The organism is Paenisporosarcina sp. P4_D4, from assembly GCF_056401835.1.
In genome coordinates, this window is the sequence record NZ_JBFUIO010000030.1 from 13,238 (window position 1) to 29,455 (window position 16,218).

Consider the following 16,218-nt stretch of genomic DNA (forward strand, 5'->3'; position numbering starts at 1 on the left):
AAAGTGCTAGCCCTATGATTATGCCTATAGGAGGAAAATTATTATGACAAACGGTGGCAAAATTACAGTTGAAAATGGCGTTTTAAACGTACCTAACAACCCGATCATTCCTTATATCGAAGGTGACGGAATCGGTCCTGATATCTGGGCAGCTTCAGAGCGTGTATTAGAAGCAGCAGTAGAAAAAGCTTATAACGGTGAAAAATCAATCGTCTGGAAAGAAGTATTAGCTGGACAAAAAGCATTCGACAAAACGGGTGAATGGTTGCCAGAAGAAACTTTAGACGTAATCCGTGAATACTTAATCGCAATCAAAGGACCTCTTACGACTCCGGTTGGCGGCGGTATTCGTTCTTTGAACGTTGCTTTGCGTCAAGAATTGGATTTATATACATGCCTACGTCCAGTTCGTTACTTCGACGGAGTACCTTCACCGGTTAAACGTCCTGAAGATACAGATATGGTTATTTTCCGTGAAAACACTGAAGATATCTATGCAGGTATCGAGTTTGCTAAAGGTTCTGATGAAGTGAAAAAAATCATCGAATTCTTACAAAATGAAATGGGTACAAAAAACATCCGTTTCCCTGAAACTTCTGGTATCGGGATCAAACCAGTGTCTGAAGAAGGAACTAAACGTTTGGTGCGTGCTGCATTAAACTACATCATCAAAGAAGGCCGCGAGTCATTAACACTTGTTCACAAAGGGAACATCATGAAGTTCACTGAAGGAGCTTTCAAAACTTGGGGCTATGAAGTGGCAGAACAAGAATTTGCTGATAAAACATTCACTTGGAATCAATACGATCAAATTAAAGCGGATCAAGGTACAGAAGCTGCGAACAAAGCACAAGAAGAAGCATTAGCTGCTGGTAAAATTCTTGTGAAAGATTCAATTGCTGATATCTTCCTACAACAAATCTTGACTCGTCCAAGCGAATTTGATGTTGTTGCAACAATGAACTTGAACGGTGACTACATTTCTGATGCACTAGCTGCACAAGTTGGTGGTATCGGTATCGCTCCAGGAGCAAACATTAACTATTTGACAGGTCATGCTATTTTCGAAGCGACTCATGGTACAGCTCCTAAATACGCTGGTCTTGATAAAGTAAACCCATCTTCAGTTATCCTTTCAGGTGTATTAATGCTTGAACACCTTGGCTGGAATGAAGCGGCTAAATTAGTTATGGACTCTATGGAAAAAACAATTTCTTCTAAAGTTGTAACTTACGACTTCGCTCGTTTAATGGATGGTGCAACTGAAGTTAAATGTTCTGAGTTCGCTGACGAATTAATCAAAAATCTTTAAGAGAAAAGTGTAGAAGCCTACTCAAGCTCGACACCGGCGCTAGACATCACGATTAGCGACTTCACTTAATCAATTGCATAGTAAAACACTATTTTTAGAAAGAGGGCCTCGGCCCTCTTTTTTATACAAAGCTATGTTATATAGTACTGTTGATTTTTAATCATTAGTTTCATTTAATAAAGCTTTATACAAAAGGAGAGTTTTCTGATGACATTGAAACGTAAAAAGATTTCAGTAATCGGTTCTGGATTTACAGGTGCGACAACAGCATTCCTATTAGCTCAAAAAGAACTAGGAGACGTTGTAATAGTTGATATTCCACAAATGGAAAACCCAACTAAAGGGAAAGCGTTAGATATGTTGGAAGCTGGTCCTGTTCAAGGATTTGATGCAAACATTATCGGCACTTCTAGCTATGAAGATACGAAAGACTCAGATATCGTTATCATCACCGCTGGAATTGCTCGTAAGCCTGGCATGAGCCGTGACGATTTGGTCCAAACAAACCAAAAAGTCATGAAAATTGTTACGGGTGAAATCATTAAACATTCTCCAAACACAACGATTATTGTATTAACTAATCCAGTTGATGCAATGACTTACACAGTATACAAAGAATCTGGGTTCCCTAAAGAGCGTGTTATTGGCCAATCTGGAGTACTCGATTCAGCACGTTTCCGTACTTTCGTTGCTCAAGAATTAAACTTGTCCGTTAAAGACATCACAGGTTTCGTTCTTGGTGGCCACGGTGACGATATGGTACCATTGGTACGCTACTCATATGCTGGAGGAATTCCATTGGAAACATTGATTCCTGCAGATCGTTTGGCTGAAATAGTGGAACGCACGCGTAAAGGTGGAGCAGAAATCGTAAACCTTCTTGGAAACGGTTCTGCATACTACGCACCCGCTGCTGCTATAGTTGAAATGGCTGAAGCAATCCTGAAAGATCAACGTCGTGTATTGCCATCAATCGCTTATCTGGAAGGTGAATATGGTTTAGAAGGTATTTACCTTGGCGTTCCGACAATTTTAGGTGCTGGTGGAATTGAACAGATTATCGAACTTGATTTAACAGCATCTGAAAAAGCTGAGTTGGAAAAATCAGCTGCTTCAGTACGTAACGTTATGGAAATTCTTGTGTAATTAACGAAAAGCTTCGGATAAGAATCGAGCGGGATTTCCCCGCTCGATTTTTTTGGTAGGTATTGATACTATGTTAATGTAGAGATAACAGGAACAGAGGGGGACATCACATGTTATTGGGGAAAAAACGTAAACTCGGCAGAAAAGTAGAAGAAATGTCAGTTGGAGAAAAATTAAAGCTGACTGAAAAGATCGAAGATAAAGATTTACTATTATATTTAGGATTAACGAACGATGGGAATCCATTGTATATCCAACATGATTTCGCTTCACAAACGGTTTTTGAAAAACCGATAGTACCTGCTATTATGCTGACGGGCATTGTTACTTCAGCCGTTTCAAAGTATTTGCCTGGTCCAGGATCACATATCGTAGAACAGCATTTAGCTTTTCCAAAACCGGTATACCATTACGCAACAATTGATTTCTTACTTCAAGTGATTTCTGTGAATGTCGAAAAAAACTTAGTTGAAATTGAAGTAACTGCAACAAATGAAGATGGTGAGACAGTGATTGAAGGCAAAATTACGTCTACCCCTCCACGTTTGGAAAACAAATTAACAGCACAATCAATGGATAATTTCTAGAGAGCTCTTTCGGTTTAAGATGGGGGTTTTAAATCGAAGGTGGAGGGCAAAAACATGTCAAAGAAAATTCTCGTAGTAGATGATGAAAGTTCAATCGCAACTTTACTTCAATATAATTTGGAACAAGCAGGTTTTGTTGTTGAGACGGCGAGTGATGGCCAAGAAGGTTATGATGCTGTTTTAGAAAAAAAGCCGGATTTAATTATACTTGATCTTATGTTGCCCAAAATGGATGGCATGGAAGTTTGCAAAGCCTTGCGTCTTCAAAAAATCAATACGCCCATCATCATGCTAACAGCAAAAGATGATGAGTTTGATAAAGTGCTGGGTCTTGAATTGGGTGCGGATGACTATATGACCAAACCATTTAGTCCGAGAGAAGTAACAGCACGTGTCAAAGCAGTCTTAAGGAGATTTACTGCTTCAGTTGATGAAACGTCGCAAAAAGGAAATGACCAAGGTTTTGAATTTGGTCCATTACGTGTGTATCCCGAACGTTTTGAAGTATTTTTAAGTGAGGATACTTTGGACTTTACTCCGAAAGAATTTGAACTGCTTGTATATCTCATGGAAAACAAAAATCGAGTGCTGACACGTGACCAATTGTTAAGTGCCGTCTGGAATTATGATTTTGCAGGCGACACTCGCATCGTTGACGTTCACATCAGTCATTTACGGGATAAAATTGAAGACAACAGCCGTAAACCTATATTTATTAAAACCATTAGGGGACTGGGGTATAAATTTGAGGAGCCAAAAACGGTATGAATTCCCTCCACGGAAAAATCGTCATGTCATTTACACTTTTGGTAGGTTCGATTTTAGCTGGCTTGGGTATTATCATCAGTCAGCTTTTTCCTGTATACGTGGAGGAATCTGTTCGAAGCAATTCGATTGAAAAAGTAGAGGAAATTTCACAGATTATTGAACAATCAAATGGTGAAATCAATGACTCACAAAAAGCGGAAATTACGGATGTGCTCTCAAGCGACCGCACTAGCAGTGACTTTATTGATACTCGGCAACAACTTTGGAAAACCATAGTGATAGTCTTGCTAGGAGCATTTGTCATTGCCATTATATTTTCGTATCGATTGACGAAACGCTACGCACAACCAATTGATAATGTGACCGAAGTTGCCATTGAGCTTGCCAAAGGCAATTATCGGGCGAGGGCATACGAAGACGACTTTGCAACCACGGCGCAGCTCGGCACTTCCATCAATATCCTGGCAAGGAATTTGCAGGAATTGTTCAAAGTACGAGAAATGGAAAAGGAACGATTAAAAACACTTATTGAAAATATGGGCAGTGCCTTAATGATGATCGACCGGGAAGGTCAAATCAGTATTGTCAACAAGACTTTTGTTGATCAGTTTGAATTCAGCGCACAAGATGTTCAGGATGAACTTTTTAAAAGAGTGGACTTACCTGATGAATTGAAAAAGTTCATCGACTACGTCTTTTTAATGGAATCTTCTTCACGTAAGCAAATGGCAATCGTCATCCAGCAGGAAATACGCCATATGGAAGTTTATGGTGCCCCAGTTATCGGTGAACATGGTCGATGGCTAGGTGTTGTTATCGTCATGCATGACATTTCCGATCTTGTGCGTCTTGAGCAAATCAGGAAAGATTTCGTGGCGAACGTTTCCCACGAACTGCGAACACCGATTACATCGATTAAAGGTTTTTCGGAAACGTTATTGGATGGGGCCATGAATGACAAAAAGACGTTACTTTCTTTTTTGGAAATCATCCATAAAGAAAGCAATCGTCTGCAAATGTTAATTCAAGACCTATTGGAACTTTCGAAAATTGAGCAACATGGGTTCTCCGTAGAGTTTGCTCAAACGAACTTACGTGAAGTCATGAGGCGTGCTGCTGAGATGACAAGTCCTCGTCTTGATGAGAAACAAATGACGTTTATCTCAAACATAAACCATGAGGTCATTGTGGATGGGGACATGAACCGTTTGATTCAAGTGGTTATGAATTTACTGACAAATGCCATTACTTATTCGCCGGAAAATACAACTGTTCATTTATCCCTTCATGAAAGTGAAACTCATGGAATCATTGTCATTCGAGATGAAGGGATGGGGATGGATAAAAAAGAAATCCCACGTATCTTTGAGCGTTTTTATCGAATTGATCGTGCGAGAAGTCGAAATTCTGGTGGTACCGGTTTGGGACTAGCTATAGTCAAGCATCTAATCGAGGCTCATCATGGACGAATTTTTGTTGAAAGCGAACCTGGAGTAGGTACGCAATTTAAGATTCTCATTCCGAAAAAACAATAAACTTAACAAGTTCTTTACAAGCTCTACACAGTGGATTCATAATGCTTTGTTAAGATATTTATGAAACCCCCTATTACCGCATTTGGCAGGAAAAAGAACCCTATTTCAAGGGTTCTTTTTTCATGTGTAATAAATTGTTCATTTCGTCTCGAATGGGTGATTGGGATCGAGGGTCCTGAAAAATTCCAATGAAAGTAAACTTTATGAAACTTTATATTGATCTAATCGTAGAAATAATGAGTGAAAAGAAAAGAGGGATACATAGATGAGTGTTAAGCGCATTTTAACGACTGCATCTTTGGCTTTGGCTGGAATCATTGCACTTATTGCCATATTTACTACATGGTATACAGTGGATGAATCGGAGCAAGCGGTCGTCATAACTTTTGGGAAAGCAGAGGAGCCAATACTAGATTCTGGATTGCATTTTAAATTGCCATGGCCCATGCAAAAAGTAGAAATTCTATCGAAGGAGACATTCAGTCTGCGATTCGGCTACAAGCAATCAGAAGATGGAGAAATTGATTCATACGATAACGAAACAAAAATGATTACAGGGGATGAAAACATTGTATTAACTGACTTGGTTGTACAGTGGAAAATCACAGACCCTGGAAAGTATTTATTTAATTCAGAAGCCCCACAGGAAATTTTGCATGATGCCACTTCAGCATCTATCCGTTCAATCATCGGGAGTTCGATGATTGATGAAGCTTTAACATCAGGAAAAGCAGATATTGAAGCTCAAACGAGGGACTTACTTGCTACGCTTATCGAAAAATATGATATTGGTATTTCCATTTTAGGTGTAAAACTACAAGATGTAGAATTGCCGAATGCAGAGGTCCGTTCTGCTTTTACAGCCGTAACCGATGCGCGTGAAACGAAAAACACGAAAACAAATGAAGCGAAGAAATATCAAAATCAGCGTGAAAGTGAAGCAATTGGTGAGATTGCTGCCATTAAGTCCCGTGCTGAAGGCCAACGTACAGCACGTATTCAGCAGGCAACAGGAGAAGTGGCTGTCTTCAATAAACTTTATGCAGAGTATCGAAACAATCAGGAAATCACAAGACAACGATTAGTCATTGAGACATTGGAGTCGGTCTTGCCGAATGCTCAAATTTACATCATGAATGATTCAGGTGAAACGGTGAAGTACTTGCCATTACAACAACCTACACAAGTTCCACCAGTTACAACTGAGCAGGGAGGCGGCAAATAATGGACACGAACAAACCGAACCCATTCGCAAGCCTGGAACAAAAGTTCAATGAACAATTCAATAATAAAAATAAAATAACAAAAACACGAGAGCCTACAAATTTAAAAAAACATATGAAGACCATTATTACATTAACCGTCGTATTTGCCGTTCTAATTATCCTGCTCGCTAATATATATGTTGTTAAAGAAAATGAGTACCGTGTTGTTCGCCAATTTGGTGAAGTGGTGGATATTCGATTTGAGCCTGGAATTTATATGAAAATCCCGTTTGTCCAAAGTGTCTCTACTTTACCGCGTTATCAGATGACGTATAACGTTTCGGAAGCGGAAATCAATACTAAGGATAAAAAGCGAATTATCATTGATAACTACGCTGTATGGCGAATTAGCGAACCTAAAGCCATGATAACGAGTGCAGGAACTTTGTTGAATGCAGAAGCGCGAATGGAAGAGTTTATATACTCTGTCGTACGGACAGAACTTGGACAGCTGAACTATGATGAAATCATCAATGATGAAAACACTTCGAGAGGAAGCTTGAATGACCGCGTGACTGCACGCGTAAATGAGCTTCTGAAAGACGATGATTACGGAGTAGAAGTAATTGATGTCCGAATGAAGCGTACGGACCTCCCACCAGAAAACGAACAATCCGTTTATACACGCATGATTTCCGAACGCCAATCCATAGCACAGAAGTACCTGTCTGAGGGGGATGCAGATAAGCGCACAATTGAAGCATCTACAGATCGCAAAGTACAGGAAATGGTTGCAATTGCCCAAAAAGAAGCATCCATCATTGCAGCTGAAGGTGAATCGGAAGCGGCCAAGATTTATAATCAATCTTTCTCGAAAGACCCTGAATTTTATGCTTTATATCGAACATTAGAATCCTACAAGAAAACAATTGGTGATGATACAATGATTATTTTGCCATCGGATTCTCCTTATGCAAAAATTCTTTCAGGTTACTTGGAATAGATTATTAGGAGTGACATTTCATAAGCTGTATTTGAAAAACCAATAACACTGTTTATTTCAAAGGACGTCATTTTCCTTTCATCTTGCCAACATGGTAATATGAAGGAAGATGACGTTTTTTTACGTAGAGGAGTGGAAAATCTGTGAGCAAAAATAAAGTTTTATTATTAGATGGAAATAGCTTAGCGTATCGAGCATTTTTCGCGCTCCCATTACTGACGAATGAACATGGGATCCACACAAATTCAGTATATGGTTTTACAATGATGCTACAAAAAATATTGGATGAAGAACAACCAACACATATGCTTGTGGCATTTGATGCAGGGAAAACCACGTTTAGGCACACGACTTTCGGTGAGTATAAGGGTGGCCGTCAAAAAACACCACCAGAGCTTTCGGAACAGTTTCCATATTTGCGAAAACTATTAAGCGCATATCAAATCCCGCAATATGAGCTTCCGATGTATGAAGCGGATGACATAATCGGGACGTTGAGCAAACAGGCTGAAGCAAAGGGAGAAGAAGTGATTATTGTTTCGGGTGATAAAGACCTTACACAGCTTTCTTCGGACTCGACGACTGTCTATATCACACGTAAAGGCATGACTGATATCGAGAAGTATACACCTGAGCACATACTAGAAAAGTATGGCTTAACCCCTAATCAAATCATTGATATGAAAGGATTAATGGGGGACGCATCAGATAATATTCCAGGAGTTCCTGGTGTCGGTGAAAAGACAGCAATCAAACTATTACTTGAACATCACTCGGTTGATGGTGTGTACGAAGGCCTTGAGAGTGTCAAAGGAGCAAAATTAAAAGAAAAACTAGTGGCCAATGAAGAGCAGGCAAAAATGAGTAAAGTGTTGGCAACCATTGAAACACAAGCTCCAATCACTATTTCTTTAGAAGATTTGTCCTATAATGGTCCCGATATGGATGAGGTCATTAAAATTTGGCAGGAGCTGGCCTTCAAATCACTGTTAGAAAAAACAACCTATTCACAAGTGGAAGAAACGAAAGCAGATATTTCTTTCAAGCACATATCAGAAATTACGACAGAGCAACTTTCAGAAGAAATGGCTGTTCATCTGGAATTGTATGACGAGCAGTATCATACAGCTGATATGTTGGGTGTCGCACTTGTTGATGACAAAAATGCGTTTTTTATGAAAGTTGAGGACGCGTTTGCATGTGAATCATTCCGTACGTGGCTGGCTGATGCGTCGAAAAAGAAACAATTGGTAGATTCCAAAGCGGCACTTGCAGCTTTCCATCGCAATGGGGTACTGCTCGATGGTGTTGAATTCGACTTTGTCCTTGCTGCCTATATTGTGAATCCAGGGATTACATCTGATGATGTAGCTGTGTTATCACGGGAGTTTGGCTACAGTGAAGTATTAACGAATGAACAAGTGTATGGCAAAGGTGCTAAGAAATCAGTTCCTAGCGACGCCGAACTAGGAGAACATGTAGTCAGAAAAGCAATGGCTGTATGGAAACTGCGTAAAGTAATGGATGATAAGCTGAAAGAAAACGAGCAATATGAACTTTATCATGATTTGGAGTTACCATTAGCTACAATCCTCGGGAAGATGGAGTCAGATGGTGTGAATGTMAATCGTCAAACACTGGTGGATATTGGTGAGGATTTAGCCGGGAAGTTGACGGAGATTGAACAAACCATTTATCATGCAGCAGGTGAAAACTTCAATATTAATTCACCGAAACAACTAGGTGTAATCTTGTTTGAAAAACTTGGGCTTCCACCTCTTAAAAAAACGAAGACAGGATACTCAACGGCCGCAGACGTTTTAGAGAAATTGGAAGGGAAGCATGAAGTCATTTCCCATATCCTTTTGTATCGTCAGTTGGGCAAATTGCAGTCGACGTATATTGAAGGATTGTTAAAAGAAATTCACAAGGACGACGGCAAAATTCATACGAGATACCAGCAAGCATTGACGCAAACAGGTCGTTTGAGTTCTACGAATCCAAACTTACAGAACATTCCGGTGCGCTTGGAAGAAGGCCGGAAAATCAGAAAGGCATTTGTCCCATCCCAACCAGATTGGATTTTATTTGCGGCTGATTACTCTCAGATTGAGTTACGCGTATTAGCACATATGTCTGATGACGAAGAGCTGATTGAAGCTTTCCGAAATGACCTGGACATTCATACTAAAACCGCAATGGATGTTTTCCATGTTGAAGCAGATGCCGTGACGTCAGATMTGCGTCGCGCAGCTAAAGCAGTAAACTTCGGTATTGTTTACGGAATAAGTGACTACGGACTTTCTCAAAGCTTATCGATTTCTCGTAAAGAAGCGGCTGAGTTTATCGAGCGTTACCTGGAAAGCTTCCCAGGTGTGAAAACATACATGGATGAAATTGTACGGGAAGCGAAGCAAAAGGGATTTGTAACGACCATTTTAAATAGAAGAAGGTACTTACCGGATATTACTAGCTCAAACTTTAACTTACGTGGCTTTGCTGAGCGTACGGCGATGAATACGCCGATCCAGGGAAGTGCTGCGGATATAATCAAAAAAGCAATGATTGATATGGCTGATCGTTTACAGAAAGAAAACTTGAAAGCGAAAATGCTTCTTCAAGTGCACGATGAATTGATTTTTGAAGCACCTCAAGAAGAAATTGCGATTTTAGAAAAAATCGTACCTGAAGTAATGGAACACGCTATTGAATTAAAAGTGCCACTTAAAGTGGATTATGCATATGGTCCGACTTGGTACGATACGAAGTAAGGAGGCAAATTCATCATGCCTGAATTACCTGAAGTTGAGGGAGTCGTCAACTCCCTCAAACCGGTAGCTACCGGGAAGACTATTGAATCTGTAAAATTATCCGACGTTCTAGAGGTTTCAAGACAGGCGGGAAAACAAGCAATTGTTAAAGGCTCAGAGCTTAAACACTTCAAGCAAGCACTCGAAAATGCTCGAATCACTCAGATTGTAAGAAGGTCTAAATATATTTATTTTCACTTACTTAAAGATCAACAAGATTTACTATTAGTGAATCATTTGGGAATGACCGGTGCATGGTTTTATGTCCAGGAAACTGCAGACATCACAGAAGATAAGTTCAGAAAACATATTCATGTCGTATTAACATTAGATGACGGCATGCTTTTGGTATATGCAGACATTCGGAGATTCGGCGAAATGCGTTTACTGGATTCAGAAGATCAATTTCCTCCATTATTGTTAATGGCACCCGAACCATTTGCGGAGTCCGCATTAAATCATTTTATTGATATGTCCTCGCTCTCTAAGTATCAAAATAAGTCCATAAAAGAAACAATCATGGATGGACAAGTTATTTCTGGATGTGGCAACATCTATGCCACTGAAGCTTTATTTCGAATGCATATACATCCTGGCAGAAAAGTGAAGCGTATTAGTCAAAAAAGACTTATTCTCCTTTTTCAAACGATTGTCGATGTGTTGAACGAAAGCATATCTGCAGGTGGAAGCTCCATTTCAGATTATCGGAATATCAATGGGGAAGCAGGGGGCATGCAAAATCGCTTGTCCATGTATGGCAAGAAACAATGCCCTCATTGCTTGATTCCTACAAAACAAGTTTTACTCGGGGGACGAAACTCTTGGTATTGTCCTTCGTGTCAACGATAGAAGGATGGACAATAGATGATTATTGGATTAACAGGAAGTATTGCGAGTGGAAAAAGTACAATTTCAGAAATGTTGAAAGAAAAAGGATATCCCATTATTGATGCGGATCTTGTAGCCCGAGTAGTCGTAGAACCTGGTACCGTAACATTGTCAGACATTAAATGTATATTTGGCAAAGAGGTAATGAATGAGGATGGCACATTAAACCGAGAAGCACTGGGGCAGCTCATTTTTCATGATCCAGCAAAAAGGAAACAGCTCAACGATTTGATGCATCCAGCCATTCGTGCAGAAATGCTGCGCCAAAGAGATGAACTTTTTGAGAGTGGGGAAGAAACGTTGATTATGGATATCCCGCTTCTTTTTGAAAGTCGACTCCAACATTTTGTTGATAAAATACTGGTTGTCTCTGTAAAGGAAGAGATACAGCTACAGAGATTGATGCAACGTAATTCGTTGTCTGAGGAAGAAGCTAAGGCAAGAATTCAGTCTCAATTACCACTTTCCGAAAAAGAAAAAGGTGCCGATGCGGTCATTTATAATAATGGGTCAATCGAACAATCAAAAGTTCAATTAGAGCGTATACTAGCTGAGTGGGACGTATAATGTCCCACTTTCTGAAAAATAGAACATTTCTACATTGCCAACAAAGTGTTTAACTTAGTTCAAAATGTGTTATACTAATTTCAGGTAAAAGATTAACAGTATAACATACTTGTAGGAGGATTTTTTATGTCAGCTTCTATCGCTATTAATGGATTTGGCCGTATTGGTCGTATGGTATTTCGCCAGGCAATTCTTCAAGATGATTTAAACGTGGTGGCAATTAATGCAAGTTATCCTGCTGAAACGTTAGCACATTTGATTAAGTATGACACAAATCATGGAACGTTTTCTGGTGACATTGTCATAGAAGAAAGCGCTTTAATTGTAAATGGTAAGCGAGTTCAACTTGTAAGTGACCGTGACCCATTGAAGTTACCATGGAAAGAAATGAACATTGATATCGTTATCGAGGCAACTGGAAAATTTAATGACCGCGAAAAAGCGGCATTGCATTTACAAGCTGGAGCTAAGAAAGTAATTTTGACTGCTCCTGGTAAAAATGAAGACATAACAATCGTTATGGGTGTAAATGATAATCAATTGAATATTGAAAAACATGACATCATTTCAAATGCCAGCTGTACAACAAACTGTCTAGCGCCAGTTGCGAAAGTACTGAATGACACGTTTGGCATCGAAAACGGTCTTATGACGACTATCCATGCGTATACAAATGATCAAAAGAACTTAGATAATCCACATAAAGATTTACGTCGTGCCCGTGCATGTGCACAGTCCATCATCCCGACATCTACAGGAGCAGCGAAAGCATTGGCATTGGTTTTACCTGAATTGAAAGGTAAACTTCATGGTTTGTCTCTTCGCGTACCAACTCCAAATGTGTCATTAGTGGATCTTGTTGTAGATTTAAAAACTGATGTGACGGCAGAAGAAGTAAATGCAGCATTTATTGAAGCTTCAAAAGGTTCAATGAAAGGTGTTCTTGGATTAACTGAAGAACCACTTGTGTCAATTGACTTCAATTCAAACCCACATTCAGCGATCATTGACGGTTTAACGACAATGGTTATGGGAACACGTAAGGTAAAAGTTCTCGCTTGGTATGATAATGAATGGGGCTACTCAGCACGTGTAGTAGATTTGACGAAAAAAGTAGGCGCAGCACTGAAAGACACAGTAATTGCCTAATAAAATATTCCTCCCTACATGCGTTCAAAAGTAGGGAGGAATTATTTTTTTCTCGAACACTTGCATTGTGTGAGATTACAACATATAATGTGAATCGTGTACTTTTATTGTACCAACTGACTGCTTAAAGGGTTAGGACCTCTCTGGACTAACTTTCCCCCGTGGTAGTCGACTTTGATGATTCAACAAACTATAAAAAACTTATCAAAGGGGGAAACGAACCATGGAAACAATGGGGCGTCATGTTATCGCAGAACTATGGGAGTGCGAATTTGACAAATTGAACGATGAAACATACATCGAGCGTACGTTTGTAGAGGCAGCACTTAAATCAGGAGCAGAAGTACGTGAAGTAGCATTCCACAAATTTGCACCACAAGGTGTAAGTGGAGTCGTGATCATTTCTGAATCACACTTAACTATCCACAGCTTCCCAGAACACGGTTACGCAAGTATTGATGTATATACATGCGGCGATTTAGATCCAACAATTGCTGCTAAATATATTGCTGATGCACTTGGATCTCAGACTCGTGAAATGACAGAAATTCCACGTGGAATGGGTCCTGTTATTGCGGGTAAAGCGCGCGTAACAGCACATGCATAACAACTAAACTGAGTAGGCAGAGGGAGAAATTCCTCTGCTTTTTCGATTTTAATGGACTTTTTTTGATATAATAGGAACACTAAACGAATTACGAAATTCAGGAGATAAAACTATGAGATGTCCAGCTTGCCAATTTAATGGAACGCGGGTCGTGGATTCACGACCGGTAGACGATAATAAAGCGATCCGCAGAAGAAGAGAATGTGAAGATTGTGGTTTTCGTTTTACTACTTTCGAAAAAGTAGAAGAAATGCCGTTGATCGTAGTGAAAAAAGGTGGGTCACGCGAAGAATTCAGCCACGAAAAAGTATTGAGAGGCCTGATTCGCGCATGTGAAAAACGCCCTGTAACGCTAGAATCTCTTGAAAATGTCGTATTCTCAATTGAGAAAGATTTACGCCGAATCGGCAATTCCGAAGTGAAGTCAGAGGATGTTGGCGAAATGGTCATGGATCGTCTGGCAACCATCGATGAAGTAGCATACGTGCGCTTTGCGTCCGTATATCGACAATTTAAAGACATTAATGTGTTTATAGATGAATTAAAAGACTTGTTGAAGAAAAGTCCAGAAGACAAAAAATAAGGGACAGGAGGACGATGTTGCGTGCAACTATTATTTAAAGAACTTCAGCCGGTAGATAGCTTCATCATCCAAATGCCCAATATACTGACGGACAAGGATCGCCAGCTTGTGACGATGTTGTATAAACCTATCATTGGTTCAGATGCGATGAGTTTGTATTGTACATTATGGGCCGAATCAGAGGGCGAAACAACTGAACAATTGACACACTATTATTTAATGGATGTGTTGAATATGTCATTAAAGAAAATATTTGATGCCCGTGTGTCACTCGAAGCCATTGGACTGATGAAAACGTGGAAAAAAGATGATGACGATAAACGTTTGTTCATCTACGAGGTAGTAGCACCCCTGGATGCAGCTTCGTTCTTCAGTGAACCGATTTTGGCCACTTCTTTATATAGCGTCATACACGAAAAAGCGTATATACGTATAAGAGAGCGCTTCGTTAAAAAGCAACCGATTTTAAACGGGTATGAGAATGTATCGCGTGACCTGCAGGACGTTTTTAAAAGCAACCATGATTACAATAAACTGGGGCATATATTTGAACCAAGACAAATTGAGCAAACTTCCGAACGGCCGAAGAAGATTCCTTTCTATTCGATGGATTTTGATTTTGATTTATTGAAATCAGGGTTATCTGAAGTCATGATTCCTTCCAGTGTATTAACTTTATCTGTAAAGGAATTGATTGCAAAAGTAGCTTTTCTATACTCGTTAAATGCAATCGATATGCAAAAAGTGTTGATGATGGCTATTGATGATCAAAATCGCATTACGGAAGAACGTTTGAAAAAAACAGCAGCTGATTATTACAAGCTCTCCATTTCTTCTAAACCTCCAAGGTTGATGCCTAAGGCTGGTATGCAGCGTGAAGTGGTTTCTAAGGAAGTGAAACTTTCCAAAGATCAATCACTTATTAAATATCTCGAAGAAACGCCACCACTGGAAGTGTTAAGAGATTTATCGAACGGTAAGGAGCCTTTGCCTGTAGAAGTTGATTTAGCCAATGAACTTATATTTAAATATGGTTTTCCACCCGCAGTCGTCAATGTCTTATTACAATTCGTTCTAATCCGGGCGAAAATGAAACTGAACAAAAATTATGTGCACAAAATTGCAGCGCACTGGCAACGTGAAAACATTTCGACGTGCGAACAGGCAATTGAAATTTCTCGAAAAGAACATGACCAGTATATGGATTGGCAAAATTCATCAAAGACAACTTCATACAAGCGAAAAAATGTGCGCGATGAAAAAGTGCCGGAATGGTTCTATAAAGCGAAAGAAAATCGTTCAACGAAAAAAACGGTTGAAAATGAAGTGACAGAAGATTGGGAAGCAAAAAAACAGCAATTGCTTGATAAACTCGGTGTAACAGAGGGGCAGGCGAAAACGAATGGAACCAATTAGTGAAACGTTAAAACGCGTCGTGAATGCACCTGAATTTTCGAAGCGTTATGAAAAAATGAAAAATGAAATTCTTGAAGATCGAGGAGTTCAAGCGTTTTTATCGGAGAATGCAGAGCTTGTCAACAAAGATATGGTAGATCGTGGACTCGGGAAATTATATGAATATACTTCTCAAAACCATGACTGTGAAACCTGTGAAAATGTGGCCAGCTGCCAGAATGTCATGAAAGGCTACGTGCCGAAATTGACAATAGTCCGCGGATCTATAGACCTTGATTACACAAGATGCAGACAAAAAACGATTGAAGATGAACGTCGTCAAGTGTCTGCAATGATATCGAGCATGCATATGCCAAAGGATGTATTGCAGGCAACACTTGCGACCGTTACATACGATCATAATACCCGTGTGAATCTAGGTACGGCAGCAAATGCATTTATGGAAGAAGTCAAAACGACAGGGAATTTACCTTCAAAAGGCTTTTATATCTTTGGCGAATTTGGCGTTGGTAAATCCTATGTATTAGGCGCACTGGCAAATGAACTGGCTGAACAGAAAATAAAAACAGTTCTTGTCTACGTGCCGGAATTTTTACGTGAAATGAAACACGCTATACAGGATCAGTCACTTCAGGAAAAAGT

Annotated in this window: 15 protein-coding genes; all 15 read left to right on the forward strand. The window is 39.7% G+C overall.

The features are described from left to right. The first annotated feature begins 43 nt into the window (after window positions 1–43). Entirely contained in the window at window positions 44–1,312 is a 1,269-nt protein-coding gene (icd, locus tag AC1DSL_RS09180; protein ID WP_016426689.1) for an NADP-dependent isocitrate dehydrogenase, read from the forward strand. Between the two features lie 207 nt (window positions 1,313–1,519). Further along, window positions 1,520–2,458, forward strand: coding sequence for a malate dehydrogenase (gene mdh, locus AC1DSL_RS09185; protein WP_477531952.1), 939 nt, complete (start codon window positions 1,520–1,522; stop codon window positions 2,456–2,458). Window positions 2,459–2,568: 110 nt separating this feature from the next. Further along, window positions 2,569–3,045, forward strand: coding sequence for a MaoC/PaaZ C-terminal domain-containing protein (locus tag AC1DSL_RS09190; protein ID WP_477531953.1), 477 nt, complete (start codon window positions 2,569–2,571; stop codon window positions 3,043–3,045). Between the two features lie 54 nt (window positions 3,046–3,099). Then, window positions 3,100–3,813 (forward strand): response regulator transcription factor, encoded by a 714-nt coding sequence (locus AC1DSL_RS09195; protein WP_016426692.1) that lies wholly within the window; start codon window positions 3,100–3,102, stop codon window positions 3,811–3,813. Next, window positions 3,810–5,348, forward strand: coding sequence for a two-component system histidine kinase PnpS (gene pnpS, locus AC1DSL_RS09200; protein WP_477531954.1), 1,539 nt, complete (start codon window positions 3,810–3,812; stop codon window positions 5,346–5,348). The genes AC1DSL_RS09195 and pnpS overlap by 4 nt, the downstream gene beginning before the upstream one ends. Before the next feature lie 265 nt (window positions 5,349–5,613). Next, the gene (gene hflK / locus AC1DSL_RS09205) at window positions 5,614–6,573 is read left to right on the forward strand and encodes an FtsH protease activity modulator HflK (protein WP_016426694.1); all 960 of its coding nucleotides are present in this window, start codon (window positions 5,614–5,616) and stop codon (window positions 6,571–6,573) included. Beyond that, window positions 6,573–7,556, forward strand: a complete 984-nt coding sequence (gene hflC, locus AC1DSL_RS09210) for a protease modulator HflC (protein WP_477531955.1) — start codon at window positions 6,573–6,575, stop codon at window positions 7,554–7,556. The genes hflK and hflC overlap by 1 nt, the downstream gene beginning before the upstream one ends. Window positions 7,557–7,699: 143 nt before the next feature. Further along, complete coding sequence (gene polA / locus AC1DSL_RS09215) at window positions 7,700–10,327, forward strand: DNA polymerase I (protein ID WP_477531956.1); 2,628 nt, start codon at window positions 7,700–7,702, stop codon at window positions 10,325–10,327. Between the two features lie 15 nt (window positions 10,328–10,342). Beyond that, the gene (mutM, locus tag AC1DSL_RS09220; protein WP_477531957.1) at window positions 10,343–11,215 is read left to right on the forward strand and encodes a bifunctional DNA-formamidopyrimidine glycosylase/DNA-(apurinic or apyrimidinic site) lyase; all 873 of its coding nucleotides are present in this window, start codon (window positions 10,343–10,345) and stop codon (window positions 11,213–11,215) included. Between the two features lie 15 nt (window positions 11,216–11,230). Next, window positions 11,231–11,821 (forward strand): dephospho-CoA kinase, encoded by a 591-nt coding sequence (coaE, locus tag AC1DSL_RS09225; RefSeq protein ID WP_477531958.1) that lies wholly within the window; start codon window positions 11,231–11,233, stop codon window positions 11,819–11,821. 126 nt (window positions 11,822–11,947) lie between these two features. Further along, window positions 11,948–12,970, forward strand: coding sequence for a glyceraldehyde-3-phosphate dehydrogenase (locus AC1DSL_RS09230; RefSeq protein ID WP_477531959.1), 1,023 nt, complete (start codon window positions 11,948–11,950; stop codon window positions 12,968–12,970). A 223-nt stretch (window positions 12,971–13,193) separates the two neighbouring features. Further along, window positions 13,194–13,577 (forward strand): adenosylmethionine decarboxylase, encoded by a 384-nt coding sequence (gene speD, locus AC1DSL_RS09235; protein WP_016426700.1) that lies wholly within the window; start codon window positions 13,194–13,196, stop codon window positions 13,575–13,577. A 112-nt stretch (window positions 13,578–13,689) separates the two neighbouring features. Then, window positions 13,690–14,160, forward strand: coding sequence for a transcriptional regulator NrdR (nrdR, locus tag AC1DSL_RS09240; RefSeq protein WP_016426701.1), 471 nt, complete (start codon window positions 13,690–13,692; stop codon window positions 14,158–14,160). Window positions 14,161–14,181: 21 nt separating this feature from the next. Next, window positions 14,182–15,576, forward strand: a complete 1,395-nt coding sequence (locus AC1DSL_RS09245) for a replication initiation and membrane attachment family protein (RefSeq protein WP_477531960.1) — start codon at window positions 14,182–14,184, stop codon at window positions 15,574–15,576. Beyond that, the coding region (locus tag AC1DSL_RS09250) for a primosomal protein DnaI (RefSeq protein WP_477531961.1) at window positions 15,563–16,218 on the forward strand (656 nt) is incomplete at its 3' end. The genes AC1DSL_RS09245 and AC1DSL_RS09250, both read left to right, overlap by 14 nt.

Excerpts from the sequence above, each read along its gene's own strand:
- icd (WP_016426689.1), top strand. The coding sequence starts at position 44 with ATGACAAACGGTGGCAAAATTACAGTTGAAAATGGCGTTTTAAACGTA.
- mdh (WP_477531952.1), top strand. The coding sequence starts at position 1,520 with ATGACATTGAAACGTAAAAAGATTTCAGTAATCGGTTCTGGATTTACA.
- AC1DSL_RS09190 (WP_477531953.1), top strand. The coding sequence starts at position 2,569 with ATGTTATTGGGGAAAAAACGTAAACTCGGCAGAAAAGTAGAAGAAATG.
- AC1DSL_RS09195 (WP_016426692.1), top strand. The coding sequence starts at position 3,100 with ATGTCAAAGAAAATTCTCGTAGTAGATGATGAAAGTTCAATCGCAACT.
- pnpS (WP_477531954.1), top strand. The coding sequence starts at position 3,810 with ATGAATTCCCTCCACGGAAAAATCGTCATGTCATTTACACTTTTGGTA.
- hflK (WP_016426694.1), top strand. The coding sequence starts at position 5,614 with ATGAGTGTTAAGCGCATTTTAACGACTGCATCTTTGGCTTTGGCTGGA.
- hflC (WP_477531955.1), top strand. The coding sequence starts at position 6,573 with ATGGACACGAACAAACCGAACCCATTCGCAAGCCTGGAACAAAAGTTC.
- mutM (WP_477531957.1), top strand. The coding sequence starts at position 10,343 with ATGCCTGAATTACCTGAAGTTGAGGGAGTCGTCAACTCCCTCAAACCG.
- coaE (WP_477531958.1), top strand. The coding sequence starts at position 11,231 with ATGATTATTGGATTAACAGGAAGTATTGCGAGTGGAAAAAGTACAATT.
- AC1DSL_RS09230 (WP_477531959.1), top strand. The coding sequence starts at position 11,948 with ATGTCAGCTTCTATCGCTATTAATGGATTTGGCCGTATTGGTCGTATG.
- speD (WP_016426700.1), top strand. The coding sequence starts at position 13,194 with ATGGAAACAATGGGGCGTCATGTTATCGCAGAACTATGGGAGTGCGAA.
- nrdR (WP_016426701.1), top strand. The coding sequence starts at position 13,690 with ATGAGATGTCCAGCTTGCCAATTTAATGGAACGCGGGTCGTGGATTCA.